The organism is Lentzea xinjiangensis (assembly GCF_900110955.1).
GTDB lineage: Bacteria > Actinomycetota > Actinomycetes > Mycobacteriales > Pseudonocardiaceae > Lentzea > Lentzea xinjiangensis.
The window spans coordinates 1,023,317-1,046,406 of the sequence record NZ_FOFR01000001.1 but is presented as its reverse complement, the minus strand read 5'-3'; the positions used below and the strand labels follow the sequence as shown (position 1 = coordinate 1,046,406).

Genomic DNA, 23,090 nt, shown 5'->3' with positions numbered 1-23,090 from the left:
CGCCTGGTGCTTCATCTGCGCCATGTGCTCCACCGTCACCACGTCCTTGTTGCCGGTCGTGGTGATGATGATGTCCGCGATCGGCAGCACCGACTCCAGCCGCGCGACCTGGTAGCCGTCCATCGCCGCCTGCAACGCGCAGATCGGGTCGATCTCGGTGACGATCACCCGCGCGCCCTGGCCGCGCAGCGACTCCGCCGAGCCCTTGCCGACGTCGCCGTAGCCGCAGACCACCGCGACCTTGCCGCCGATGAGCACGTCGGTGCCGCGGTTGATGCCGTCGATGAGCGAGTGGCGGATGCCGTAGCGGTTGTCGAACTTCGACTTGGTCACCGCGTCGTTGACGTTGATCGCCGGGAACAGCAGCTCACCGGCCGCGGCGAGCTGGTACAGGCGCATGACGCCGGTCGTGGTCTCCTCGGTGACACCGCGGATGCCCTCGGCGACGCGGGTCCACTTCTTGGCGTCCTTCTCCAGCGACGCGCGCAGCGTGTCCAGGACGATCCGGTACTCCTCGGAGTCGTCGTCCTGCGCCGCGGGCACCACACCGGCCGCCTCGTACTGCACGCCCTTGTGCACCAGCAGCGTCGCGTCACCGCCGTCGTCGAGGATCATGTTCGGGCCCTTGCCGTCGGGCCAGGTGAGCATCTGCTCGGCGGTCCACCAGTACTCCTGCAGCGTCTCGCCCTTCCAGGCGAAGACGGGGACGCCCTTGGGCTCCTCCTCGGTGCCGTGGCGGCCGACGACGACGGCCGCGGCGGCGTGGTCCTGCGTGGAGAAGATGTTGCACGAGGCCCAGCGCACCTCGGCGCCCAGGTCGACCAGGGTCTCGATGAGCACGGCCGTCTGCACCGTCATGTGCAGCGAGCCCGAGATCCGGGCGCCCTTGAGCGGGTACACCCCGGAGTACTCGCGGCGGAACGCCATCAAGCCGGGCATCTCGTGCTCGGCCAGCCGGATCTCCTTGCGACCGAACTCGTGCAGCGACAAATCGGCCACTGCGAAGTCGATGCCGTTGCGGGTCTGCAACCGGTTCTCGGTCATTGCGAAGTCCTCCAGGGCACTTCAGAGAGGGTGTCGTCCGACCATACCGCCCCTTGATGCACCACTATGACCCCCACGCTGGGTGAGGGAGGTCTCGGGTGTTGATAGCCGGCCCGGACACACGTGTCGTCGAACTGCGGGTGCACGGCGTGCAGGGCACGACGCCGCAGACGCTGGTCGACGCCGTCGCGGCGGTGGACGTCGCGGGAGACGGGCTCGGGCGCATCGTGCGCCCCGCCGACAGGCTGCGCAGGCCGGCGCCCGGACCGGTGCTCCAGACGAACGGGCGGCCGATACCCCGCGTGGTGGAGGGGTACCTGTGGGGCGGCATGACGTCCGGGGGTGTGGCCAAGGCCACCTGGGCGCTGCTGTTCCCGTTCAGCATCGCGAACGTCGCGCACTGGATGCTGCCTCCCGTTGCCGAGCGGAACCTGCCTGCCCACCTGCTCGGCATCGGCCTGCGGTCGTTGTTGCGGGTGTTCGCCCTGCTGCTGACGGCGTTGCTGGTCGCGCAGATCTCGGTGGTCAGCCTCGACCTGCTCGCCGCCCAGTGTCTCCGGCCGGGTACTGCGTGTTTGACCAGCATTTCGGACGAGGTGCGCACGGTGCCGTGGTTCCGGGCGTTCCTGGGACTGCTGCCGGTCGTCCTGCTGGTCGTGGTGATGCGGCGCGTCTCGCACGTCGACTGGCGGATCGAGCGCCGGGAGATCGCCGAGGCGGAGGAAGAGGAGCGGCAGCCCTCCTCCGGCCTGCCCGGCGCGCACGTCGCGACCGACCCGGACACCCCCGCGCTGCGGTCGCTGCACGTCGTGGCGGCGCTCGCGGTGGCGTCGCTGATCGCCCTGGGCGGACCGCTGAGGCAGCTCACGGCGACCGGCGGCATGGGCGTGGCGATCACGGTGGCGTGGACCGCCGCCCTGGTCCTCATCGCGTTGTCCCTGCTCGGCGTGCTGCTGCTGGACGACCCGACGGGCGGTGCTCCCCACCGCGGCGGGCGGTGGCTGCGGGCGGCGCTGGGCCGCACGCCGCGGCGCGTGCTGGTGGTGCTGTCGGTGCTGTCGGTGCTCACGACGTGGGGTCTGCTGGAGCAGTTGCCGTCGAGGGTGCCCGGCGCGGATGTGACCGTGCAGGTCGTCGCGCTGCTGATGGCGTTCGTACTGGTGCTGTTCGGGCTGCTGCTGGTGCCCGCCGCGCTGCTGGCGCGCGGCACCTGGAAGTCGTTGCCGCGCGAGCTGCGGCCGTGGGCCGGCGGCTGGTTCGCCGCGCCGGTGCTGGCCATCGCCGGCCTGCTCGGCGGCGGGTTCGGCGCCGGGGTCGCGCTGCCGGTGCGCAAGGCGCTGGGCAGCGGGCTGGAGCTGCCGGAGGGGTACGACTACATCACCCTGCTCTGGGGCGTGGCGGGCGCGCTGGGGCTGCTGAGCACGTTCGCGGTGGCGTCGTTCACCGGCGCGGTGCGGTGGCGGGCGTTCCGCAAGGGCAAGCTGTGGGCGCGCGAGGCGTCGCTGCTGCACTCCGGCCGGATGCGCGACCTCCGGGCCGCGACGCGGGCGTGGTGGTGGGCGCGCTGGGAACGCAACCACGGCCACCACCTGCTCCTCATCATCGCCTCGGTGCTGGTGCTCGGCGCCGTCCCGGCTTCGGTGCTGCGGTTCCGCGACGTGACGCTCGCGTCGTGGACCGACCCGTTCTCGGCGCTCGGCGTGGGCGTGCTCGCCGTGCTGGCGCTGTCGTTGTTGCGGGCCGTCTACCTGGCGGCGCGGCAGCCGGAGTCGGGGCGGCGGCTGGGCATCTTCGCCGACATCGCGCAGTTCTGGCCGCGCGAGGCGCACCCGATCGTGCCGCCCTGCTACGCGCTGAAGGTGGTGCCGGAGCTGGTCTCCCGCGTCCAGGACCACCTGCGCGACCCCGGCACCAGGGTCGTCCTCTGTGGACATTCGCAGGGCTCCCTGCTCGTGGCCGTCGCGGCGGCGCGGTTGCTGGAGGACCTGCCCGCGCACGACCGGGAGCGGATCGGGCTGGTGACGGCGGGGTCCCAGTTGCAGTGGGCCTACCCGCGGGCGTTCCCGGCGGTGGTGCCGCACGCGTCCCTGGCCAGGCTGGCCGGCGGGCTGGACGGGCGGTGGCGGGCGCTGTGCCGCGGCACGGACCCGCTGGGCGGCGCGGTGACGACGTGGCGGCGGCAGGTGTTCGACGGGATGCTGCTCGGCGTCGGCTACCGGCCGGACGGCTCCGTGGGCGCGCTGGCACCGGCGCTGCGCGGGCCCACCGGCGCGCTGGTGCTGGGCGGCGACCACTGGTTGCCGGATCCGCAGCGCGGGCCGTTCCCCGGACGGCGGTGGCGGTCCGGGGTGTCGGCGCACTCGGACTACACGTCGGATCCGGAGTGGGACCGGGCGGTGGCGATGGCCGCGGGGCTGCTGGAGGTGGACGCACCGGAGTCGCCGTCGCTGTCCTTCGCCCGCAGGCTCGAAACTCGGTCGCGGGATGCCTCGGGTGGCTCCTAGTCTGCGCTGCGCGGGACCTCTCCCGCCGGTGCCGCGCGGGTGCGGCCCGATGGTGCGGTTCGACCTCGTTGGAGCGGATGACGATGCTGACCGGTGACCTCGTCCGGCTGCGGCCCGCCGAGCCGGAGGACGCCGACGCGTTCCACCGCTGGCACAACGACGAAGAGGTGATGCGCTGGTTGCAGAGCTACTACCACTCGTCGCTGGCGTCCGTGCGCAAGCGCTTCGCCGACCGCCAGGAGAACTCGCACGAGAGGGTCACCTTCTGCATCGAGACGCTGCGGGAGCGCGAGCTCATCGGCGTCGTCGTGCTGCGGGACGCGGACCCGATCAACGCGCGGGCCGAGGTCGACATCTACATCGGCGAGAAGACCCACTGGGGCCGCGGCTACGGCACCGACGCCCTCCGCACGGCGTGCCGGTACGGGTTCCGCACCATGCGCCTGCACTCGATCGAGCTCGGCGTCGTCGAGGCCAACGAGCGGGCGATCAAGTCGTACCGGAAGGTCGGCTTCCAGGTCGACGGGCGCTTCCGGCAGTCGTTCTTCCGCGACGGCCGGTGGCACGACGCGCTGCTGATGTGCGTGCTCGAGGACGAGCTCACCTGAGAGCCGGCGCCAGGTGGCCGATCGCCTCGCGCAGGTGGTCCTCGACCGAGGCGGCCGGCACCACGACGAGACCGGACGGGCGCACGTCCACCCACCGCCGCACGGCGATCCGCGCGGCGGCGGACACCGCGGCGGCGAGAACGGCGGCACCCAGCTCGGACGTGCCCAGCCGGTCGGCGATGACCGAGGCGATCGGCGGTTCCACCGACGACACCGAGTCCAGGTAGGCCTCGCGCAGCGCCGGCGTCGAGGTGACCAGCGCCAGCGCCTCCGACGGCGGCTCGCGGTACTGCTCGGCGAACGCGGCGATGATCGACTCGACCAGCGGCTCGTCCACCGGCCGCGACCGCAGCGCCGAGGCCACCAGCTCCGCCCGCGAGGCCGTGATGCCCGCGACGATCGCGTGCTCCCGGCTCGCGAAGTAGTTGTTGTACGTGCGCGGCGAGACGTTCGCCGCCTCGGCGATCTCGTCGACCCGCACGTTGTCCGCGCCCTTCTCCAGGGCGAGGCGCAGGGCGGCGGCCGCCAGCGCCGCTCGGGTCTCGGTCTTCTTGCGCTCACGCAGTCCCACGGCGCCCACTGTAGAGACCTGTCGCGACACGATCACTACCGATTGACTTTCGATAGATGACTACCGATACTCGATGCATGATTGCTGAGCGTTGGGCCGTGACGGCCCTCCGGTTCTTCCTCGCGGCGCTGTTCGGGGTCCTGGTCATGCTGGAGACGTTCTCGCTCCCCGGCCAGTACGCGCACATGGCGCAGCAGAACCCGGAAGAGGCGCACCTGAGGTGGCCCGCGACGATCGTCACGGTGTTCTGGGTGGTGTGCGTGCAGGTGGTGGTCGTCGCCACCTGGAAACTGCTCACGCTGGTGCGCAAAGATCTGATCTTCACCGATGCCGCGATCAAGTGGGTCAACGTGATGGTCTGGGCGATCGCGGCCGCGTGGGTCGTGCTGGTCGGCGTGTTCGTCTGGATCGGCGTCAACGCCGACGACCCCGGTGTGCTGGTGTTGTTCTTCCTGTTCACAACGGGGGTCAGCGTGGTCGGGCTCGTGCTGGTCGTGATGCGGGCGCTGCTCAAGCGCGCCACCGAACTGCGTTCCGACATGGAATCGGTGATCTGATGGCCATCGTCGTGCGCATCGACGTCGAGCTGGCCAAGCGCAAGATGAGCGTCGGCGAGTTCGCGGAGAAGGTCGGGCTGACGCCCGCCAACGTCGCGGTGCTGAAGAACGGCCGCGCCAAGGCCGTGCGGTTCAGCACGCTGGAGGCCATGTGCCGGGTGCTGGAGTGCCAGCCCGGTGACCTCCTGGAGTTCGTGGACGACGAAGAGGAACCCGCCTCCTAGCCCAGCCGCTTCGCCAGCCGGTCGGCGGCCTCGGGCCGCCCCGACTCGGCGAGCAGCCCCACCGGGGCCAGCACGTAGTCGCGGTCGACGGTGATCTCCGCGGTCCGCAGCACCGGCCGCAGCACCGGGTCGCTCCGCAGCGCCTCGACGACCGGCGTGATGTCGGGCGTGTGCCGGAAAACTCCCCCGGAGAGCACCAGCAGCCCCGCGCCGTGCGGACCGAGCTGGCCGTCGACCTGCCTGAGGTGCCTGCGGACGGCCAGGATCGCGGCGAACGACGCCAGCTTCAGGTCGACCGCCGGGTCGTCCGGCAGCCAGCCGGCGTTCTCCGCCCGGAACCGCGCCTGCTCGGTCAGGTCCTCCGCGGTGATGCGTTCGGCGAGCGCTTCCCGCGCCACCCCCGGCGCGGACCAGCGCATGCCGAGGTCGCCCTCGACCGTGCGGCGGTCCGGCGGCAGCGCGACGGTCCGCTCCAGCCCTTCGCTGTCCATTGTGGACACGGCGGAGTAGACGTCCGTGGTGGCGCCGCCGACGTCCACCACCAGCACGGCGCCTTCGCGGTCCTGCGCGGCGAGCCGGGACACGCCCGCCAGCACGGCGTCCGGGGTCACCGCCCGCACGAGCCGCCGGAACCGCGGCCCGCGCGACAGGCCCTTGCCGCCGATGACGTGCTGGAGGAACGCCGCGCGGATCGCCCCGCGGGCCGGTTCCGGGGCGAGGCGGCCCACGTCCGGCAGCACGTTCGGGCAGGCCACCACGGTGCGCTTCGCCAGGAGCCCCAGCGCCTCCTGCCGCGCCTCGGCGTTGCCCGCCAGCACGATCGGCACGGCCACGCGGGCCAGCCTCGCGGCGTTGTGCAGCAGGACCGACCGGTCACCGCCGTCCGTTCCGCCGACCAGCAGCACGAGGTCGGGCGCCGCCGCCCGCAACGCCCCGACGTCGACCGGGCCCGCGCTGACGTGCACGACCCTGGCCCCCGCCGACAGCGCCACCCGGTAGCCCGCCTCGGCGCTCACCACGCGTTCCTGGCCGACGACCGCGAGCCGCAGCCCGCCGCCGGCCGACGAGCACGCCAGGACCTCGCCGTCGCCCACCTCGGCACGCAACGCGTCGACGCCGCGCAGCACCTCGGGAGGGGTGGTCGGGTGCTGTCCGGTGCGGACCAGCTCGCCCTCTGGCGTCACCAGCGCGGCCTTGGTCCAGGTGGAACCGACGTCGAGGCAGAGGATCACGAGGCAAGCTAACCACCATGAAGCTCACGCCCAAGGTCATCCTCGAAGGCACCCGGCTGACCGGCAAGACGGACCTGGCCTACGCGCTCAACGAGCACCCCCGTCTCGTCGGCCACCGCAAGTACCGCTACCACTCGCCGTTGATCTCGGCGGAGTGGAGCGGGTTCAGCAACGAGCCGTGGGGCCGCGGACTGATCGACTTCGCGCCGGAGGAGACCGCGCACGCGATGGAGACCTACCAGACGTGGGTGCGGATGTTCGAACTGCAGCGCTACTACTCGTGGATCGTCGACCGGTTCCACCTGTCCACGATGGCCTATCAGGCGCGTCACGGACGTGAGTTCAGCTTTGACTGGCTCGAAGAACGCCTGAAGCCGCTCAACTTCGCGATCGTGCTGTGCACACGGCCCGAGGACACGTTCGAAGAAGCACGAACGGAACGGCTGAAGATCAGTGCGAACCCGAAGCAGTACGTCTCGCTGGAGCCGTTCATCGAGGAACAGCAGCAACTCCGGGCGCTGGCGGCGAAGTCGATCCTGCCCGTGTTCGAGCTCGACGTGACCCGGCACGGCCCTGACGACGTGGCCGACTTCCTCCAGGAGCGCGACCTGCTGACGCTCTAGTCGTCCGCCTTCTCGTGCACCACCCGCATGAACGACCCGAGCTGCGCGAGCTGCTCCGGCGAGAAGAGGTCGATCAGGTACGCGCGCACCGTCTCGACGTGACCGGGCGCGGTGCTGCGCAGCAGCTCCCTGCCCTCGTCGGTGAGCACGGCGAGGATGCCGCGCTCGTCGGACTCGTGCGGCTCGCGCCGCACGAGTCCCGTCTTCTCCAGCTTGCCGATCTGGTAGGTCAGCGAGCTCTTCGACACCACGACGCGGCGGGCCAGCTCGGTCATCCGCATGCGGTTGCCCGGCTGGCCGGACAGCACGACCAGCACGTTGTACTGCGCGTGGGAGAGACCCGCGTCGCGTTGCAACTGCTGTTCGATCTGTCTCTCGAGGAGGTGGTACGCCTGGACGAAGTGGTGCCAGACGCGCCCCTCCTCCTCAGAGAGCCACCGCGCGTTTCCCATGCTGCGCAGGGTAGTTGCTGACGGGCTAGATGCCCGGCTCTTCACCGCGCTTGACGACCGGTTCGGGCTCGACCTTCGCCTCACCGGTCTTGGCGAGCACCGAGCTGCGCCGGCTGTAGACGAAGTAGACGACGACACCGAGCGCCATCCAGGCGAGGAACCGGACCCAGGTGAGCGCGGTCAGGTTCAGCATCAGCCACAGGCAGGCGAGGATCGCGAGGATCGGCACCAGCGGCACCAGCGGCACCCGGAAGCCGCGCGACAGGTCGGGCCGCGTCTTGCGCAGCACCAGCACGCCCGCGGAGACGAGGATGAACGCGAACAGCGTGCCGACGTTCACCATCTCCTCGAGCTTGCCCGCCGGGAAGAAGCCGGCGGCGACCGCGACCAGCACGCCGATGATGATCGTGATGCGGGTCGGCGTGCCGTGGCTGCCGGTCTTCGCGAGACCGCGCGGCAGCAGGCCGTCGCGCGACATCGCGAACAGCACCCGGCTCTGGCCGAGCATCAGCACCATGACGACCGTGGTCAGACCGGCGAGCGCGCCGACGGAGATGACGGTGGCCGCCCAGTCGACGCCGTTGTCCGCGAACGCGCTGGCGAGCGTCGCGCGCGTGCCGTCCGGCTGGGTGCGGAGCTTCTCGTACGGCACCATGCCGGTGATCACCAGCGTCACGGCGACGTAGAGCACGGTGACGATCGCGAGCGAGCCGAGGATGCCCCGCGGCACGGCCTTCTGCGGGTTCTTGGTCTCCTCGGCCGTGGTCGCCACGACGTCGAAGCCGATGAACGCGAAGAACACGATGCTGGCCGCGGCGAGCATGCCGAGCACGCCGTACGTGCTGCCCGAGTACCCGGTGAGCAACGAGAACAGCGACTGCTCGATGCCGCTGTGCGCGGCAGGACCGCTCTCGGCGGCCGGCGGGATGAACGGGCTGTAGTTCTCCGCCTTGATGTAGCTGATGCCGAGCACGATCACGAGCAGCACCACCGCGACCTTGATGGCCGTGATGACCGCGCTGACCCGCGAGCTGAGCTTCGTGCCGACGACGAGCAGGGCGGTGAGCACCGCGACGAGCAGCACCGCGCCCCAGTCGAACTTGACGCCCTCGCCCACCTCGGTCTTCACGTCGAACCCGAGGAGCCCGAGCGTGGTCTGCAGGTAGGCCGACCACCCCTTCGCGACCGCCGCCGAGCCGACCGCGAACTCCAGCACCAGGTCCCAGCCGATGATCCACGCGGCGAACTCGCCGAAGGTGGCGTAGGAGAACGTGTAGGCGCTACCCGCGACCGGCACCGTCGAGGCGAACTCGGCGTAGCACAACGCGGCCAGCGCGCAGGCGATGGCCGCCAGCACGAACGACAGCGAGACCGAGGGCCCCGCGATGTTGCCCGCGGTGCTCGCGGTGAGCGTGAAGATGCCGGCGCCGATCACGACCGCGACGCCGAAGACCGTGAGGTCCCAGGCCGTCAGGTCCTTGCGGAGCTTCGTGTCCGGCTCGTCCGTGTCCGCGATCGACTGCTCGATCGACTTCGTGCGCCACAACCCGTTCCCCGGCACGATTCATCCCTCCTCGATGGAACCCGATCCGACCCACCCTAGAGGTATCCAGCATGTGGAATCCCCATAGCCGGGAGGTGACCGGTTGCGCCGAACGGCTGCTCCGGGTGAGTGCTGCGGGCGGTGGTCCGGGGTGGTGACGGGCGTCATCGGCCTGGTCGTGAGTTTGATCTCGCTGTGCCGCCGCGGGCCGGAGCCCGGCTGCCGCCCTGGCTCACGTCCGTCTACTGCGGACCCGGCGGATCCGGCCGCGCTTCCGTCACCGCCGACCGGCACCGCACCCGCCGCCCTCCACCCCGCCCTCCACCCCCCAGCTCAGGCAGAACGCGGGGGCCCCGCGTTCCCCAGGAGGAAACGTAGGGCCCCCGCGTTCCCTGGGAGCTGGGGTCAGGAGCTGGCTACCGCCGACCGGTCCAGGTCCGGCTCCAGGTAGATCAACCGGGCGTGCGGCACCCTGTTGCGCACCCGCTGCTCGGCGTCGTTGATGGCCTGCGCCACCTCGTCCAGGGCGAGCTGCGGCTCCAGCGCGATCTTCGCCGCGACGAGCATCTCCTCCGGGCCGATGTACTGCGTCTTGATGTGGATGACGCGCTGCACCTTGCCGGCGGCCAGCTCGTCGCAGATCACGTCGAGGTCCTTGTCGGAGGCGCCCTCACCGATCAGCAGCGACTTCATCTCGATGATCAGGATGATCGCGATGATGCCCAGCAGCACACCGATGGCGATCGTGCCGAGCGCGTCGAACATGGGGTCACCGGTGACCATGGTGAGACCGACGCCGAACAGCGCCAGCACCAGACCGACGAGCGCGCCCAGGTCCTCGAGCAGCACGACCGGCAGCTCCGGCGTGCGGGAGTTGCGGATGAAGCCCCACCAGCTCGCGTCGCCCTTGATCTTCTTCGACTCGACGATCGCGGTGTAGAAGCTGTAGCTCTCCAGGCCGATCGCGACCACGAGGATGCCGACCGCGACGAGCGGGCTGGTCAGCCCCTCCGGGTGCTGCAGCTTGTGGATGCCCTCGTACAGCGCGAAGACCGAGCCGAGGGTGAACAGCATCAGCGCGACCACGAACGACCAGAAGTACCGGTCGCGGCCGAAGCCGAACGGGTGCAGCTTGGTCGCCCTGCGCTGGGCCGTCTTCTGCCCGAGCAGCAGCAGGCCCTGGTTCGACGTGTCGGCCACCGAGTGCACCGACTCGGCGAGCATCGACGACGACCCGGTGATCAAGAATCCGACGAACTTGGCCGTCGCGATACCGGCATTCGCCACCAACGCCGCGACGATGGCCTTGGTCCCGCCCCCTGCTGACACGCCTGTCTCCTCGCTGAACCCAGTCCTGGCCGTAACAGTCCGCTTTGTCCGGTCGGAACCTTAGTCGTTCCCGGCCGTCGCGCGGAAAAGCTGTGCGGATTCGACACCATCCGGTCGCACGAGCACCGCCGGGTCGGACGCGGGCAGCCACACGGACTGTCCCCTGGCCAGCCGCAGCTCGTCGCCGCGCGCGTTGCTGAGTACCACCGCGCCCTCGGTGCAAATCATGATCTGCGGGCCTTCGTGGTCGATCCGCGCCTCGCCGGCCGCCAGGTCCAACCGCGACAGTTCGAACTCCGGCGCCGGCGTGCGGTAGACGCGGACGCCGGGCTGGACCTCCTCACCCAGCAGCACTTCCATGTCACCGCACGTGAAGTCGAGCACGCGCAACAGCTCGGGCACGTCCACGTGCTTCGGCGTGAGGCCGCAGCGCAGGACGTTGTCCGAGTTCGCCAGGATCTCGATGCCGGTGCCGCGCAGGTAGGCGTGCAGGTTGCCGGCGGGCAGGTGGATCGCCTCGCCCGGCTGGAGCACGATGCGGTTCAGCAGCAACGCCGCGAGCACGCCCGCGTCACCGGGGTAGGACTCGCCCAGCTCCAGGATCGTGCGGCACTCCAGGTCGAACTCGCCGTGCTCCTTGACGTGCAGCACGCACGCGTCGAGGACCTGCGGCAGCAGCACGCTCAACGACGTCTGCGGCAGCGTGATCAGCATCGTGAACAGCGCGCGCAGGCCCGACGAGTCCGGCTGCGCGACCAGCATCTCGGTGTACGGCGCCAGTGAGGGCGCGTCGAGGGCGCGCAGGAACGACACCGTCCGCGCCGGCTCGCGGAAGCCGGCGAGCGCGTGGAACTCGGTCAGGGCGCAGATCAGCTCCGGCTTCGCGGCCGGGTCCTTGTAGTTGCGCACCGCGGAGTCGAGCGGCACGCCGCGGGCCTGTTCGGCGGCGAAGCCCTCGGCCGCCTGGGCCGCTGACGGGTGCGCCTGCAGGCTCAGCGCCTCGTCGGCGGCGAGCACCTTGATCAGGAACGGGAGCCTGCTGCCCCACCGCCGCGCCACGCGCGGGCCGAGCTGGCCGTCGGGGTCCGCGGTGAGCAGGTCGAGCAACGAGCGCTGGACGCCGTCCTCGCCGATGACGCGGGACGGGTCGCCGGGGTGGGCGCCCATCCACAGCTCTGCCTCGGGATGGGGTGCGGGCACCTCCTTCCCGAGCAGCTCTGCGATGGCCGTGCGCGAGCCCCACGCGTACGGCCTCACCGCGTTGTGCAGCAGGTCCACTTCTCTTCTCAGCTCCCAATTCAGTACGGGTTGCCGCCGAGGGTCCCGGCGGCGAGCCCGAGGTACAGCGCGGCCAGTTCGAAGCGGAGCGCGAGCAGCGCGGCGCTGACCGCGTCGCCTCCCGCCACCTCGACGGCCGGCTCCAGCACGTCCGCTCCCGGCAGGGCGTCCTCGGCGGCTTGCCGGACAGCATCGGCCACCGGACCCTGGCGCACGGCCAGCAACAACACGCGCACGAGACCGCTGCCCGGCTCGTCGTCCGGGTCGGCGAAGAGGTCCGCGCCGGAAGTCCCCTGCACGGCGCGCCGGTGCAGCACCGGGCGCGTCAGCGCCTGCGGGTAGCCGGCGACGTCGCAGGCCACCCCGGCGAACGCCGCCAGCACGTTCGCGCCGTGCACGCCCGCCGACGTGGCGACGTCGTCGAGGCCCCACAGCAGCGGCGTGCGGTCGGCGACGCGCAGGGCGAGCGACTTCGCCGGGTTGACGAACGACTCGTGCATCGGGTGGTCGCGCTCGGCCTCGCGGTCGAGCTCGTCCGCGATGAGGTCGACGTCGACCTTGAGCAGGCTCAGCGAGTTCAGCACGATGATCCACGCGGCGAGCGCGCGGTGGAAGCTGAAGCCGGGCGGCACGTCGATGCGCGACGGCAGCAGCACGGCCCGGCCGGCGGCGGCCGCGGCGATCGGACCGGAGTCCGGCGCCGTCAGCAACGTCCTGGCGCCCCTGCGGACCGCCCGGTCGACCGACTCGGCGAGCACCCGGTCACCGGGGTCCTCGGTGTGCGCGAGCACCACGTCGAGCGCGCCGACCCACGGCGGCACCTCGTCGGACACCACGACCGGCACCGGGCAGCCGGGGCCGAGCAGCGCCAGGACGACGCCGGCCACCGCGACCGCGTGGCCGGGCCGGGTGACCAGCACGACCGCGCGCGGGCGTTCGGAGAAGATCCGCTCCACGCCCGCCTCGGCCGCGGCCTCGGCGGTGGAGCGGACCTGTGCTCCCGCCCGCGCGGCGGCGCGCAGCCAGCCACCGGTGTCGGCGTCGGCGAGGCGGATCTGGTCGTCGAGCAGCGTGTCGTCGAGCACGGGATCACCCAGCAGACGGCGGCTCGACCGCCTCGTCCAGCAGCAGCACCGGGATGCCGTCGCGCACCGGGAACGAACGGCCGCACGCGGTGCACGTGAGGAAGTCCGCCTCGGGGTCGTCCGGCGTCCCGATCCGCAGCGGCGCGTGCTCGGGGCACGGGCAGGCGAGGATGTCCAGCAACTGCTCATCGAGCTTGACGGCCACGGTTCTCTCCTCAGGCCCGCACGATCGCGAGGACCTCGTCGCTCAACGCGGCGACGGCCTCCGGGGTGGGGGCTTCGACGTTCAGGCGCAGCAGCGGCTCGGTGTTCGAGGCGCGGAGGTTGAACCAGGCACCGTTCGGCAGCTGCACGGTGAGACCGTCCAGCTCGTCGATCGTGACGCCGTCCTTCGAGCCGTACGCGTCCTTGATCGCGGCGATCCGGCCCGCCTGGTCCTCGACGACGGAGTTGATCTCACCGGAGGCCGCGTAGCGGTTGTAGATCGACGTCAGCGCCGACAGCGGACCGTCCTGCTCACCGAGCGCGGCCAGCACGTGCAGCGCGGCCAGCATGCCGGTGTCGGCGCGCCAGAAGTCGCGGAAGTAGTAGTGCGCCGAGTGCTCGCCACCGAAGATGGCGCCGGTCCTGGCCATCTCCTCCTTGATGAACGAGTGGCCGACGCGCGTGCGCACGGGCTTGCCGCCGTGCTCCTGGACGATCTCCGGCACGGCGTGCGAGGTGATCAGGTTGTGGATGATCGTGCCGCCGGGGTCCTTCGCGAGCTCGCGCACGGCGACCAGCGCGGTGATCGCGGACGGGCTGACCGGGTCGCCGTTCTCGTCCACGACGAAGCAGCGGTCGGCGTCGCCGTCGAACGCGACACCGGCGTCGGCGCCCTCGGCCTTGGTGCGGGCCTGCAGGTCCACGATGTTCTTCGGGTCGAGCGGGTTCGCCTCGTGGTTGGGGAAGCTGCCGTCGAGCTCGAAGTACATGGGGACGATCTCGATCGGCAGGCCCTCGAAGACCTGCGGGACCGTGTAGCCGCCCATGCCGTTGCCCGCGTCCACGACGATCTTGAGCGGGCGGATGTTCTTCAGGTCGACCAGCTCGTTGAGGTACGCGGCGTAGTCGACGAGCATGTTGCGCTCCTCGAACGTGCCGGGCTCGACGCCCTCGGCGTCGGGGACCTGGTTCTCGGCGTCCTGGCGGATCTGCGCGAGACCGGTGTCCTGACCGACCGGCGAGGCACCCGCGCGGCACATCTTGATGCCGTTGTACTGCGCGGGGTTGTGGCTGGCGGTGAACATGGCGCCGGGCAGGTCCAGCTTGCCGGACGCGAAGTAGAGCATGTCCGTGCTGGCCAGGCCGATGCTGATCACGTTGACGCCCTGCGCCTGCGCACCCTCGGCGAACGCCTTGGACAGCGCGGGCGAGGAGTCCCGCATGTCGTGACCGATGACGATGGCGGGCCCACCGACCAGCCGCGCGAAAGCCGCGCCGAAGTCACGCACAAGGCCGGCGTCCAACTGCTCGCCGACCACCCCACGGATGTCGTACGCCTTGACGATGCCGGACAGGTCACGCACGCCGCACACTCCTGGGAAACTCGCTCTTGACGGCCACTGCCCAGGCAGCCTACCGGCGAGCGGATCAGCGGTGCGTGTGGTCGCTCAGTCCTCGTGCGGATCAGGCAGTACGCGCAGGTGACCACGCCGATGCGTGCCCGCGGGCACGTCGGGCAGCTTGGGGCTCACATCGGCTCGCCCAGCCTCCCGCACCGCCTCGGCCAGCGCCGTCAGGTCATCAACACTCGGCTCGGGCGCCGCGAACTCACCCTGGTGCCTCACGACCTCCCAGCCACGCGGCGCCGTGAGCCGCAGGGCGTGCTCCTCGCACAGGTCGTAGCTGTGCGGTTCGGAGTACGTGGCGAGCGGTCCGACGACTGCGGTGGAGTCCGCATAGGCGTAGGTGAGCGTGGCGACAGCCGGGTTAGCACACCCGGTTCGCGAGCACCGTCTCACGCTCCGCACGATCGGGGACGATAGCGCGTCCACGCGAGGCTGTGTGTGAGGCACGCTGTGTTTGCTCCCCGGCAGCAGCAACTAGGCTGCTCGGTTGTGGTGATGGCAAGGGGTTCACGGCGGCAGGACTCGCCGCGTCGACGCAACCGCGACCGGCACGGCCGGGGTCTGCGCGGCCCGCTCTACCCCGCCACCCTGCCCGCCGCCCGCTCCCGCGCGGAACGCTTCGACGCCCTGGTCATCGAGGCGCTGGAACCCATCGAGGCCCGCTGGCGCACCGAGCTCACCCAGCTCGACGTGGCCGTGGACGACGTCCCGGAAGTGCAGGTCGAGGGCGAGGACGGCGTGGTCGAGGACGGCAACGTCCCCTTGGCCAGACTGCTCCCCGCCGGCTCCGACCACCGCGCCCGGATCGTCCTCTACCGGCGTCCGCTGGAAGCGCGCGCGAAGGACGGCGCCGACCTGGCGGACCTGGTGCACGAGGTCCTGGTGGAGCAGGTGGCCAACTACCTGGGCCTCGACCCGGACGTGATCGACGAGGGCTGAGACCCCTCTCACACTCCCCCCCCGGAGCAGCGACCGGGCCCGTCCGGCGGGGGTCGCTCCACCGGGACGGTCAAGCCCCGCGCCGCCGGGAGGGCACCGCGGTCAGCAACGTGAACAACCCGGCGGCGGCCTGTCCCAGCAGCAGGAAGTCCCTCAAGGTCGACTCCACCTCCACCCGGACCTCGGCGGCGGAAGACGGCAGGGGCACCCCCACCAGATGTCCCCAGGCCCGCACCACGGGCACCTGGACGCCGTCCACCCACACCCGCCACCCCGGTTCGTCCTCGGCGGCGAGGACGAGCACCCGCCCCTCCCCGCCGGCGGAGACCCGGACGGCCACGTCGGGCAGCGAGAGGTTCACCGGCGACACCCCGGCGGCGGCCGGTTCGGCGGGCGGCTCCCCGCCGGTGCGCGCCCGCCGGGCCACGTCCGGTGCCAGCAGCACGCCGGTGTCGGCGGCGAACCGCAGCCTCAGCACCGGGCGGCCGTCCGAGGCGGGCGGAGCGACGGACACCAGCTCCCCGGCGGCGTCGCGGACCCGGGAGGAAGCCTCCGCGGACGGCAGCACCACGAAGGAGACCCCCGAGGAGGCGGCCTGGGCCAGCGCCACCTTGACCGCGGGCGGCGCCCCGTCCAGCAGGGACGAGTTCCACCGCCGCAGCCGGGCGGGCGACGACACCGTGGGCACCAGGTCGTCGTCGCCGAAGGCCGGCATCCGCCCGGCCACCTGCCGGACCGACGGTCCCACGACCAGCACCGACCGGCCGGTCCGCGCCAGCTCGGCGGTCAGCGACTGGCTCAACGCCGGCCCGCCGCCCGCCCGCAACGGCCCGCCCCGCAGGTCCAGGAACCCGGCCACCCCCAGGCTGACCAACGTCACGACACCGGCGACGGACACCGCACGGCGCACCCGCGCCTGGCCGGCCACCCCCGGCGCGACCCCGCGCTGACACCCGGCGAGCACCACCCAGACCAGTCCCCACGCCGCCACCACCAGCGGCGCGCCGGGCCAGGCGCCCACCGCGGTGACGGCGGCCAGCGCCCCGACGGCCAGCACGAGCACCAGCAGTCCCGGCAGCATCGACGCGTTGGGGCGCAGCACAGCGGCGGCGAACGCGGCGGCCACGAACACGGAGCACACGATCAGGTCCGGCGGCGGGGACTCGAAAGCCGCGCCGAGGCCGTTCAGGACCATCTCCGGGTGTTGCAACAGGACTGCGGGCCACGGCAGGAGCAACGCCATCGGCAGAAGCACGATGGCGAACAGTGCGGCGATCCGCCGTGCCCCGCCGGACACCGCGACGAACCCGGCCAACGCCCCGACGATCACCAGGACGTGCGTCAGCGGCGAGAACGCGCCCAGCACCGCGACACCGATGGCCGTGCCCGAGGCCATCGGCAGCCACGCGTGCGTCGACGACGCGCGCAAGACCGCGTACACGCCGGCGAAGACAAGAGGTGTCACGACGTGGACAACGACGACATCGAGCCGCCCCTCGGCAACGGCCGTGGTCGACACGGGCAGCAACCCGTAGAGGGCTGCCACCACCGCGCGCACGGAACGCCGCACGCGCATGCCGCGTGACGCGATGTAGGCCGACAACGCGGCGAGAGGGATGTCACCGAGCAACAGCAAAGCGACAGCGAACGACGGCCCGCCGGGCATCAGTCCCAGGAAGGCGAGCGCAGCCGGTGCCGGGGCCGCGGTGCCGCCGGACACCGGGTGCCACGACGCGAGGTACGTCGACCACACCGACCCGAGCGAGCCGACCGGGAGCAGGCGGCCGCCCGCGAGGTCCAGGCCGAGGCGCGACCAGTTCGAGATCACCGCGACGAGTGACAGGCCGAGCACCAGCAGGACCGGCGGGGCGAGCAGCAACGACCGCAGCACCCGCGACTGGTCGACCTCGACGAGGACCATCCCGGAGGCGGCGCGCGGGCCCGGCGACGGACGCGGCCGCGGCGTCGGGCGCGGCGCACCGGGCAGGTCGGCGTCCACCGGCACGACGACGGGTGGGCGGCGCAGACCGGCGACGCGGGGACGGCCGCGCGCCGCGCCGGCGGGCAGGGCGTCGGGACCGAACGATCGCGAGTCCACTTCGGACGGTTCGAGCCACGTCGAACCGGCGTCGGTTGCGGGCAAACGACCCAGCGCGGCGTCGGCCTCGACCCGGCGGCGGATCAGGAACGCGGCACCGGCGTGCAGCGCGTTGCGGAACCTGGTGAGCCTGCTGGTGAAGAGGCCGCGGACGACCGCGGAGCCGCGGCGCGCGCGGCGGCCTTCGCGCAAACGGCCCCTCGTCAGCAGGTAGCGGGCCGCGCCGGCCTCGGCGTGTGCGTCCGCGAAACGCCGGAGGAGCAGGAACCCGAGGGCGCGCAGCAGTGACAAGAACAACAGCCGCGGCAGTCCGATGAAGAACGAGAAACCTGAACAATTGACCAAAAACGTGCGCATGCCGTGCGCGCGGTCGACCCCGCGAAATGACGGACCCGGACGCGCCATGGCCGCGTCCAAACGGCGTGCGCCTTTAGTCGCGGCCCGCGCGTGCCGCATCCGGGCGACGGGAACGCACAGCACCAAATGACCCGCGCGGTTCACGCGCCAGCCGAAGTCGAGATCGTCGCGCAGCAACGGCATCGCCTCGTCGTAACCGCCGAGCGAGTGCCACACCTCACGTTTGATCAAGGATCCGGCCGACGAAACGGCGAGCACCTCGGTGCTTTGCTGGAACGACGCGGAGTGCTCGGCCGACGAAAGGCCAGTCTGTCGATGTCCTGAAGAATCCGTCGACAGCCCGGCCTCGACGACCAGCCGGGAATCCACCCAATCGAGGCACAGCGGACCGAGCACCGCGGCCGACGGCGACACCTCGGCAGCGGTCAGCAGGGCGGCCAGGCAGTCGGGTTCGGGCGCGCTGTCGTCGTGCAGCAACCACAGCCACCTGCCGGGGTCGCCCCACCTGTCGACGGCGTGTTCGACGGCGACGCGCACGGCGGCGCCGAAGCCCGTGCCGCGCGGCAGGGTCAGCACGCCGTCCAGCAGGTCTCCGGCCTCCGCCAGCAACGCCTTCTTCAGCACCGCCGGCGTGCGGTCCGTCGACCCCGTGTCGACCGCGATCACGTGCCGGGGGCGGATTCGCTGGCGCCGCAAAGCGGACAGCGCCGTGCTGAGCCACTGGTCTCCGTCGTGGCAGACCAGGACGCACAGCACCGGCGCTGTCCGGAGCCTCGGGTGAGGACTTGTCACGTCCTCAAGTTAAGGCACGAAGATCACGCTTCAGACTGCCCGCTTCTTGAGCTTGCGGCGTTCTCTCTCCGAGAGACCGCCCCAGATGCCGAAACGCTCGTCGTGCTGGAGCGCGTACTCCAGGCACTCCGAACGAACCTCGCAGCCCAGGCAGATGCGCTTGGCCTCCCTGGTCGACCCTCCCTTTTCGGGGAAGAACGCCTCGGGATCGGTCTGCGCGCACAGCGCACGCTCCTGCCAGTCCTGCTCGTCGGCAGGGTCGAACAGGTACGACAGCTCGCCCTGCACGACCGGCTGCGTGACGTGATCTTCTTCGAGCTCTTCGAATTCCTGCATTTCGTCCGCCTCCTCGCCTTCCGCTCTCCCCGGTTGGCGGACGCCAGACGCCGTTCCCACAACGACGAATGACACCGATGTGATTACACCTGCGTCACAGCGGGCGGTCAAGCGGAGTCCACACGTCGGGGGATATTCGCGCGGATGGCCGCTAAAAACTTGACGTGCTCCACGGACAGTGATTCAGGTGTTCCAACCTGTCCCCGAACGGCCCACGACGCCAGCCGACACGCCACACTGGAGGGGTGAAGCGATCAGCGGTTCGCCCCAGCCCACTGTTCCTCGGCCTGCTCGCGGCGACCGCCGCCGGAGCTGCTCTCACCCTGCTCGAAGGTGACGTCGCCATCATCTCGGGCACCATCCTCTTCGTACTCGCCGGGTGGGCGGTGACGCTGTGCCTGCACGAGTTCGGGCACGCCGCCGTCGCGTACAAGGGCGGCGACTTCTCGGTGCGCGACAAGGGATATCTCACCCTCGACATCCGCCGCTACACCGACCCGGTGCTGAGCATCGTGCTGCCGCTGGTGCTGCTCGCGTTCGGCGGCATCCCGCTGCCCGGCGGGGCGGTGTGGATCAACCACCACGCGCTGCGGTCGAAGCGGACCGAGTCGTTGGTCTCACTCGCGGGACCGGTCACGAACCTCGTGATCGGCGTCCTGCTCGCGCTGGTCGTCACGGTGTTCTCGCCGCCACTCGCCCTCGCCGCCGCCATTTCGTACCTGGCTTTGTTGCAGGTGATCGCGTTCGTGCTGAACATCCTGCCGATCCCCGGCCTCGACGGCTGGGGCGTCCTGGAGCCGTTCCTGCCCTACGGGGCGCAGCAGTTCGGCGCGAAGGCCCGGCCGTGGGCGCCGCTGGTCCTGTTCGCCGTGCTGATCGGCTTCGCCGAGGTCAACGCGCTGTTCTTCCAGGCCGCGGCCGCGGTGTTCGAGGCGATCGGCGGTGAGGTGGGCAAGGCGGGTTCCGGTGCGGCCGCCTTCATGTTCTGGCGCTACCTGTAGGCGCACCGGACCTCTGTGGAAGCATGGCCCGGCGTGAAGGTCGTAGCACTGGTCGGCGGGGTCGGCGGCGCCAGGTTCCTGCAGGGGCTCAAAGCGCTCGGAGCGGACGTCACCGCGGTGGTCAACACCGGCGATGACGTGTGGATGCACGGGCTGCGCATCTGCCCCGACCTCGACACCTGCATGTACACGCTGGGCGGCGGGATCGACACCGAACGCGGCTGGGGCCGCGAGGACGAGTCGTGGACCGTCAAGGAGGAGCTGGCGGCGTACGGCGCCGACCCGACGTGGTTCGGGCTCGGCGACCGCGACATCGCCACGCACCTCGTCCGCACCCGCATGATGCGCGCCGGCTACCCGCTGTCGGCCGTGACGGAGGCGCTCTGCGACCGGTGGCAGCCGGGCGTGAAGCTGCTGCCGATGTCGGACGACCGGGTGGAGACGCACGTCGTCGTCGAGCTGGACGGCGAGCAGAAGGCGATCCACTTCCAGGAGTGGTGGGTCCGGCACAAGGCCGCCGTGCCCGCGAAGTCGTTCGCGTTCGTCGGCGCGGAGACCGCCACCGCCGGACCCGGCGTGCTGGACGCGATCAGCGAGGCCGACGCCGTGGTCCTGGCCCCGTCCAACCCCGTGGTGAGCGTCGGCACGGTCCTGGCGGTGCCCGGTGTGCGCGACGCGCTGCGCAAGACCGAGGCCGGGGTCGTGGGCCTGTCCCCGATCATCGGCGGAAAACCGTTGCGGGGCATGGCCGACGCCTGCCTGGACGCGATCGGCGTGGAGACCTCGGCCGAGGCGGTGGGGCGGCTCTACGGCTCCCGCAAGTGCTCCGCGGACGGCATCCTGGACGCGTGGCTGGTGCACACCGGCGACCGCGCCGACGTCCCCGGTGTCGCGGTCCGCGCGGTCCCGCTGCTGATGTCCGATGTGGACGCCACGGCGCAGATGGCCCGCGCCGCACTGGACCTCGTCGGAGTCGAAGTTGGGTGACCACGCCGCGGCCGCGCTGGAGCTGCTGCCGGTGCAGGGGCTGCCGGAGTTCCGCCCCGGCGACGACCTGGCCGGCGCCATCGCGCGGGCCGCGCCCTGGCTGCGCGACGGCGACGTGCTCGTCGTCACGTCGAAGGTCCTGTCGAAAGTGGAGGGACGGCTCGTGCGCGTGCCGGCCGATCCCGCGGAACGGGACAGGATCCGGCGCGCGCACGTCGACGCCGAGTCCGTGCGGGTGCTCGCCCGCAAGATGCGCACGCTGATCACCGAGAACAAGCTCGGCATCGTGCAGGCCGCGGCCGGCGTCGACGCCTCGAACGTGGCGGGCGACGAGATCGCACTGCTGCCCGTCGACCCGGACGGCTCCGCGGCGGCCCTGCGCGGTGCGCTGAAGGGGCTGCTCGGGGTCGAGGTCGCCGTGGTCGTCACGGACACGATGGGCCGCGCGTGGCGGGTCGGGCAGACCGACGCCGCGATCGGCGCGTCCGGCATCCGCGTGCTGCGCGACTACGCGGGCGCGGTCGACCGGCACGGCAACGAGCTCGCCGTGACGCTGGTCGCGGTCGCCGACGAGATCGCGGCGGCCGCGGACCTGGTGAAGGGCAAGCTCGGCGCGGTGCCGGTGGCGGTGCTGCGCGGGTTCGACGTGGTCGACGACGGCTCCACGGCCCGCGACCTCGTCCGGCCGGCCGAGGAGGACCTGTTCCGCCTCGGCACCGAGGAGGCGCTGGCGCAGGGACGTTCGCAAGCCGTGCTGATGCGCAGGTCCGTGCGGTTCTACACCGACGAGCCGGTGGACCTCGCCGCCATCAGGCGCGCTGTCGGCGCGGCGCTGACGGCACCCGCGCCGCACCACACGACACCGCTGCGGTTCGTGCTGGTGCGCGAGAAGCGCGCCGAGCTGCTGCGGGCGATGCGCGAGCGGTGGGAGGAGGACCTGCGCGGCGACGGGTTCACCGACGAGCAGATCGCGCGCCGGGTGCGGCGCGGCGACCTGCTGGTGGAGGCACCGGAGGTCGTGGTGCCGTTCCTGGTCCGCGACGGCGCGCACAGCTACCCCGACGACCGCCGCGCCGACGCCGAGAAGACGATGTTCACCGTCGCCGGCGGCGCCGCCGTGCAGGGCCTGCTGGTGGCGCTCGCCGCCGAGGGCCTCGGCTCGTGCTGGGTGTCGTCGACGATCTTCTGCGCGGACGTCGTGCGCGCGGTGCTCGGTGTGCCGCGGGACTGGGAACCGCTGGGCGCCGTGGCGGTCGGGCACCCGGTGGAGCCGCTCACGCCGCGCGAGCCCAGGGAAGGACTGATCGAACTGTGACGCTGCACGCCGACGCGGTCGCCACCCTGAGCCGGTTCACCGGCCAGGACGCGTTGAAGGAGGCCTACCTGGGCTTCCTGGCGGCCCGCGAGGACGCTTGTCAGCGCTCGTGCGAGCCGGGGCACATCACGGCCTCGGCGCTGGTGCTGGACGCCACCGCGGAGCACGCGCTGCTGACGCTGCACCCGCGCGTGGGCCGCTGGCTCCAGCTCGGCGGCCACTGCGAGCCAGAGGACGCGTCGCTGGCCGCGGCGGCGCTGCGCGAGGCCACCGAGGAGTCCGGCATCAGCGGCCTGCGCATCGAGCCGACGCCGATCCACCTCGACGTGCACCCGATCACGTGCTCGCTCGGCAAGCCGACGCGGCACTTCGACGTGCGGTTCCTGGTGCGCGCGCCCGTCGGCGCGCGACCGGTGCGCTCGGCGGAGTCGGTCGACCTGCAGTGGTGGCCGCTGGACCAACTGCCGGACAACGTGGACGACCTGCACCCGTTGATCGAGTCGGCACTGGCCCGCCTGCGTTAGCGCCGGAGCGTCCGGTGCCGCGCGAGCAGGGCGGTGAGCCGCGCCGGGTTCGCCCCGCCACCACCGCGACCCGGTGCGCCA

At 71.6% G+C, this 23,090-nt stretch carries 23 protein-coding genes; 10 read left to right on the top strand and 13 right to left on the bottom strand.

The window, feature by feature from the left end; translation table 11 throughout:
• A partial coding sequence (locus tag BMW88_RS05320) for an adenosylhomocysteinase (protein WP_089949363.1) occupies positions 1–1,044 on the bottom strand: 1,044 nt, incomplete at its 3' end.
• A 98-nt stretch (positions 1,045–1,142) separates the two neighbouring features.
• On the opposite strand from BMW88_RS05320, the gene BMW88_RS05315 reads away from it, so the two are divergent.
• Positions 1,143–3,548, top strand: a complete 2,406-nt coding sequence (locus BMW88_RS05315; RefSeq protein ID WP_089949362.1) for a hypothetical protein — start codon at positions 1,143–1,145, stop codon at positions 3,546–3,548.
• 83 nt (positions 3,549–3,631) lie between these two features.
• Positions 3,632–4,156 carry a GNAT family N-acetyltransferase gene (locus BMW88_RS05310; protein WP_089949489.1) on the top strand — a complete coding sequence of 175 codons (525 nt, stop codon included), beginning with the start codon at positions 3,632–3,634 and terminating at the stop codon, positions 4,154–4,156.
• Here BMW88_RS05310 and BMW88_RS05305 read toward each other — a convergent pair.
• Positions 4,149–4,727 carry a TetR/AcrR family transcriptional regulator gene (locus BMW88_RS05305; protein ID WP_245777563.1) on the bottom strand — a complete coding sequence of 193 codons (579 nt, stop codon included), beginning with the start codon at positions 4,725–4,727 and terminating at the stop codon, positions 4,149–4,151. The two genes, BMW88_RS05310 and BMW88_RS05305, sit on opposite strands and share 8 nt — an antisense overlap.
• Before the next feature lie 77 nt (positions 4,728–4,804).
• Between BMW88_RS05305 and BMW88_RS05300 the strand changes: the two genes are divergently transcribed.
• Positions 4,805–5,284 carry a DUF2975 domain-containing protein gene (locus tag BMW88_RS05300; RefSeq protein ID WP_089949360.1) on the top strand — a complete coding sequence of 160 codons (480 nt, stop codon included), beginning with the start codon at positions 4,805–4,807 and terminating at the stop codon, positions 5,282–5,284.
• Positions 5,284–5,508 carry a helix-turn-helix domain-containing protein gene (locus BMW88_RS05295; RefSeq protein ID WP_089949359.1) on the top strand — a complete coding sequence of 75 codons (225 nt, stop codon included), beginning with the start codon at positions 5,284–5,286 and terminating at the stop codon, positions 5,506–5,508. Before BMW88_RS05300 ends, BMW88_RS05295 begins: the two co-directional genes overlap by 1 nt.
• Here the strand turns inward: BMW88_RS05295 and BMW88_RS05290 are convergent.
• Positions 5,505–6,740, bottom strand: coding sequence for a glutamate mutase L (locus BMW88_RS05290; protein WP_089949358.1), 1,236 nt, complete (start codon positions 6,738–6,740; stop codon positions 5,505–5,507). The genes BMW88_RS05295 and BMW88_RS05290 overlap by 4 nt on opposite strands.
• Positions 6,741–6,757: 17 nt before the next feature.
• Here BMW88_RS05290 and BMW88_RS05285 point away from each other — a divergent pair, with 17 nt between their 5' ends.
• Positions 6,758–7,363: a C2 domain-containing protein gene (locus BMW88_RS05285; protein WP_089949357.1), complete on the top strand. Its 606-nt coding sequence runs from the start codon at positions 6,758–6,760 to the stop codon at positions 7,361–7,363.
• On the opposite strand, the gene BMW88_RS05280 is transcribed toward BMW88_RS05285, so the two are convergent.
• The 8 genes from BMW88_RS05280 to BMW88_RS05245 form a co-directional block, all read right to left on the bottom strand.
• On the bottom strand, positions 7,360–7,815 hold the full coding sequence (locus tag BMW88_RS05280) for a MarR family winged helix-turn-helix transcriptional regulator (protein ID WP_089949356.1): 456 nt from the start codon (positions 7,813–7,815) through the stop codon (positions 7,360–7,362). The two genes, BMW88_RS05285 and BMW88_RS05280, sit on opposite strands and share 4 nt — an antisense overlap.
• A gap of 25 nt (positions 7,816–7,840) precedes the next feature.
• Entirely contained in the window at positions 7,841–9,376 is a 1,536-nt protein-coding gene (locus tag BMW88_RS05275; RefSeq protein WP_089949355.1) for an amino acid permease, read from the bottom strand.
• Positions 9,377–9,763: 387 nt separating this feature from the next.
• On the bottom strand, positions 9,764–10,687 hold the full coding sequence (locus BMW88_RS05270) for a cation diffusion facilitator family transporter (protein WP_089949354.1): 924 nt from the start codon (positions 10,685–10,687) through the stop codon (positions 9,764–9,766).
• A 60-nt stretch (positions 10,688–10,747) separates the two neighbouring features.
• A complete protein-coding gene (manA, locus tag BMW88_RS05265; RefSeq protein WP_089949353.1) occupies positions 10,748–11,965 on the bottom strand; it encodes a mannose-6-phosphate isomerase, class I in 1,218 nt (405 codons plus the stop codon).
• A gap of 20 nt (positions 11,966–11,985) precedes the next feature.
• Positions 11,986–13,050, bottom strand: a complete 1,065-nt coding sequence (locus tag BMW88_RS05260) for an SIS domain-containing protein (protein WP_089949352.1) — start codon at positions 13,048–13,050, stop codon at positions 11,986–11,988.
• Between the two features lie 4 nt (positions 13,051–13,054).
• Positions 13,055–13,255, bottom strand: a complete 201-nt coding sequence (locus BMW88_RS05255; protein WP_089949351.1) for a Trm112 family protein — start codon at positions 13,253–13,255, stop codon at positions 13,055–13,057.
• Between the two features lie 10 nt (positions 13,256–13,265).
• Complete coding sequence (locus BMW88_RS05250) at positions 13,266–14,618, bottom strand: phosphomannomutase/phosphoglucomutase (protein WP_089949350.1); 1,353 nt, start codon at positions 14,616–14,618, stop codon at positions 13,266–13,268.
• An 84-nt stretch (positions 14,619–14,702) separates the two neighbouring features.
• Positions 14,703–15,062 (bottom strand): DUF3499 domain-containing protein, encoded by a 360-nt coding sequence (locus tag BMW88_RS05245; RefSeq protein ID WP_218147987.1) that lies wholly within the window; start codon positions 15,060–15,062, stop codon positions 14,703–14,705.
• Positions 15,063–15,155: 93 nt separating this feature from the next.
• On the opposite strand from BMW88_RS05245, the gene BMW88_RS05240 reads away from it, so the two are divergent.
• The gene (locus BMW88_RS05240) at positions 15,156–15,599 is read left to right on the top strand and encodes a metallopeptidase family protein (RefSeq protein ID WP_089949349.1); all 444 of its coding nucleotides are present in this window, start codon (positions 15,156–15,158) and stop codon (positions 15,597–15,599) included.
• Between the two features lie 70 nt (positions 15,600–15,669).
• Here BMW88_RS05240 and BMW88_RS05235 read toward each other — a convergent pair whose 3' ends face one another.
• Positions 15,670–18,846: a glycosyltransferase family 2 protein gene (locus BMW88_RS05235; RefSeq protein WP_089949348.1), complete on the bottom strand. Its 3,177-nt coding sequence runs from the start codon at positions 18,844–18,846 to the stop codon at positions 15,670–15,672.
• Between the two features lie 30 nt (positions 18,847–18,876).
• Entirely contained in the window at positions 18,877–19,182 is a 306-nt protein-coding gene (locus BMW88_RS05230) for a WhiB family transcriptional regulator (protein WP_051784712.1), read from the bottom strand.
• 245 nt (positions 19,183–19,427) lie between these two features.
• Between BMW88_RS05230 and BMW88_RS05225 the strand changes: the two genes are divergently transcribed.
• Genes BMW88_RS05225 through BMW88_RS05210 form a run of 4 tightly spaced genes read left to right on the top strand, consistent with a single transcriptional unit; the run spans position 19,428 to position 23,009 of the window.
• Positions 19,428–20,183, top strand: coding sequence for a site-2 protease family protein (locus tag BMW88_RS05225; RefSeq protein WP_089949346.1), 756 nt, complete (start codon positions 19,428–19,430; stop codon positions 20,181–20,183).
• Positions 20,184–20,216: 33 nt separating this feature from the next.
• Positions 20,217–21,170, top strand: a complete 954-nt coding sequence (gene cofD, locus BMW88_RS05220; RefSeq protein WP_089949345.1) for a 2-phospho-L-lactate transferase — start codon at positions 20,217–20,219, stop codon at positions 21,168–21,170.
• Positions 21,163–22,485 (top strand): coenzyme F420-0:L-glutamate ligase, encoded by a 1,323-nt coding sequence (locus BMW88_RS05215; protein ID WP_089949344.1) that lies wholly within the window; start codon positions 21,163–21,165, stop codon positions 22,483–22,485. The genes cofD and BMW88_RS05215 overlap by 8 nt, the downstream gene beginning before the upstream one ends.
• The gene (locus BMW88_RS05210) at positions 22,482–23,009 is read left to right on the top strand and encodes an NUDIX hydrolase (protein WP_089949343.1); all 528 of its coding nucleotides are present in this window, start codon (positions 22,482–22,484) and stop codon (positions 23,007–23,009) included. Before BMW88_RS05215 ends, BMW88_RS05210 begins: the two co-directional genes overlap by 4 nt.
• The last annotated feature ends 81 nt before the right edge of the window (positions 23,010–23,090 follow it).

What these genes read in the sequence shown, in the direction of transcription:
- BMW88_RS05310 (WP_089949489.1), top strand. Translation starts at nt 3,632, where the DNA reads ATGCTGACCGGTGACCTCGTCCGGCTGCGGCCCGCCGAGCCGGAGGAC.
- BMW88_RS05240 (WP_089949349.1), top strand. Translation starts at nt 15,156, where the DNA reads ATGGCAAGGGGTTCACGGCGGCAGGACTCGCCGCGTCGACGCAACCGC.
- BMW88_RS05295 (WP_089949359.1), top strand. Translation starts at nt 5,284, where the DNA reads ATGGCCATCGTCGTGCGCATCGACGTCGAGCTGGCCAAGCGCAAGATG.
- BMW88_RS05280 (WP_089949356.1), bottom strand. Translation starts at nt 7,815, where the DNA reads ATGGGAAACGCGCGGTGGCTCTCTGAGGAGGAGGGGCGCGTCTGGCAC.
- BMW88_RS05230 (WP_051784712.1), bottom strand. Translation starts at nt 19,182, where the DNA reads ATGCAGGAATTCGAAGAGCTCGAAGAAGATCACGTCACGCAGCCGGTC.
- BMW88_RS05300 (WP_089949360.1), top strand. Translation starts at nt 4,805, where the DNA reads ATGATTGCTGAGCGTTGGGCCGTGACGGCCCTCCGGTTCTTCCTCGCG.
- BMW88_RS05285 (WP_089949357.1), top strand. Translation starts at nt 6,758, where the DNA reads ATGAAGCTCACGCCCAAGGTCATCCTCGAAGGCACCCGGCTGACCGGC.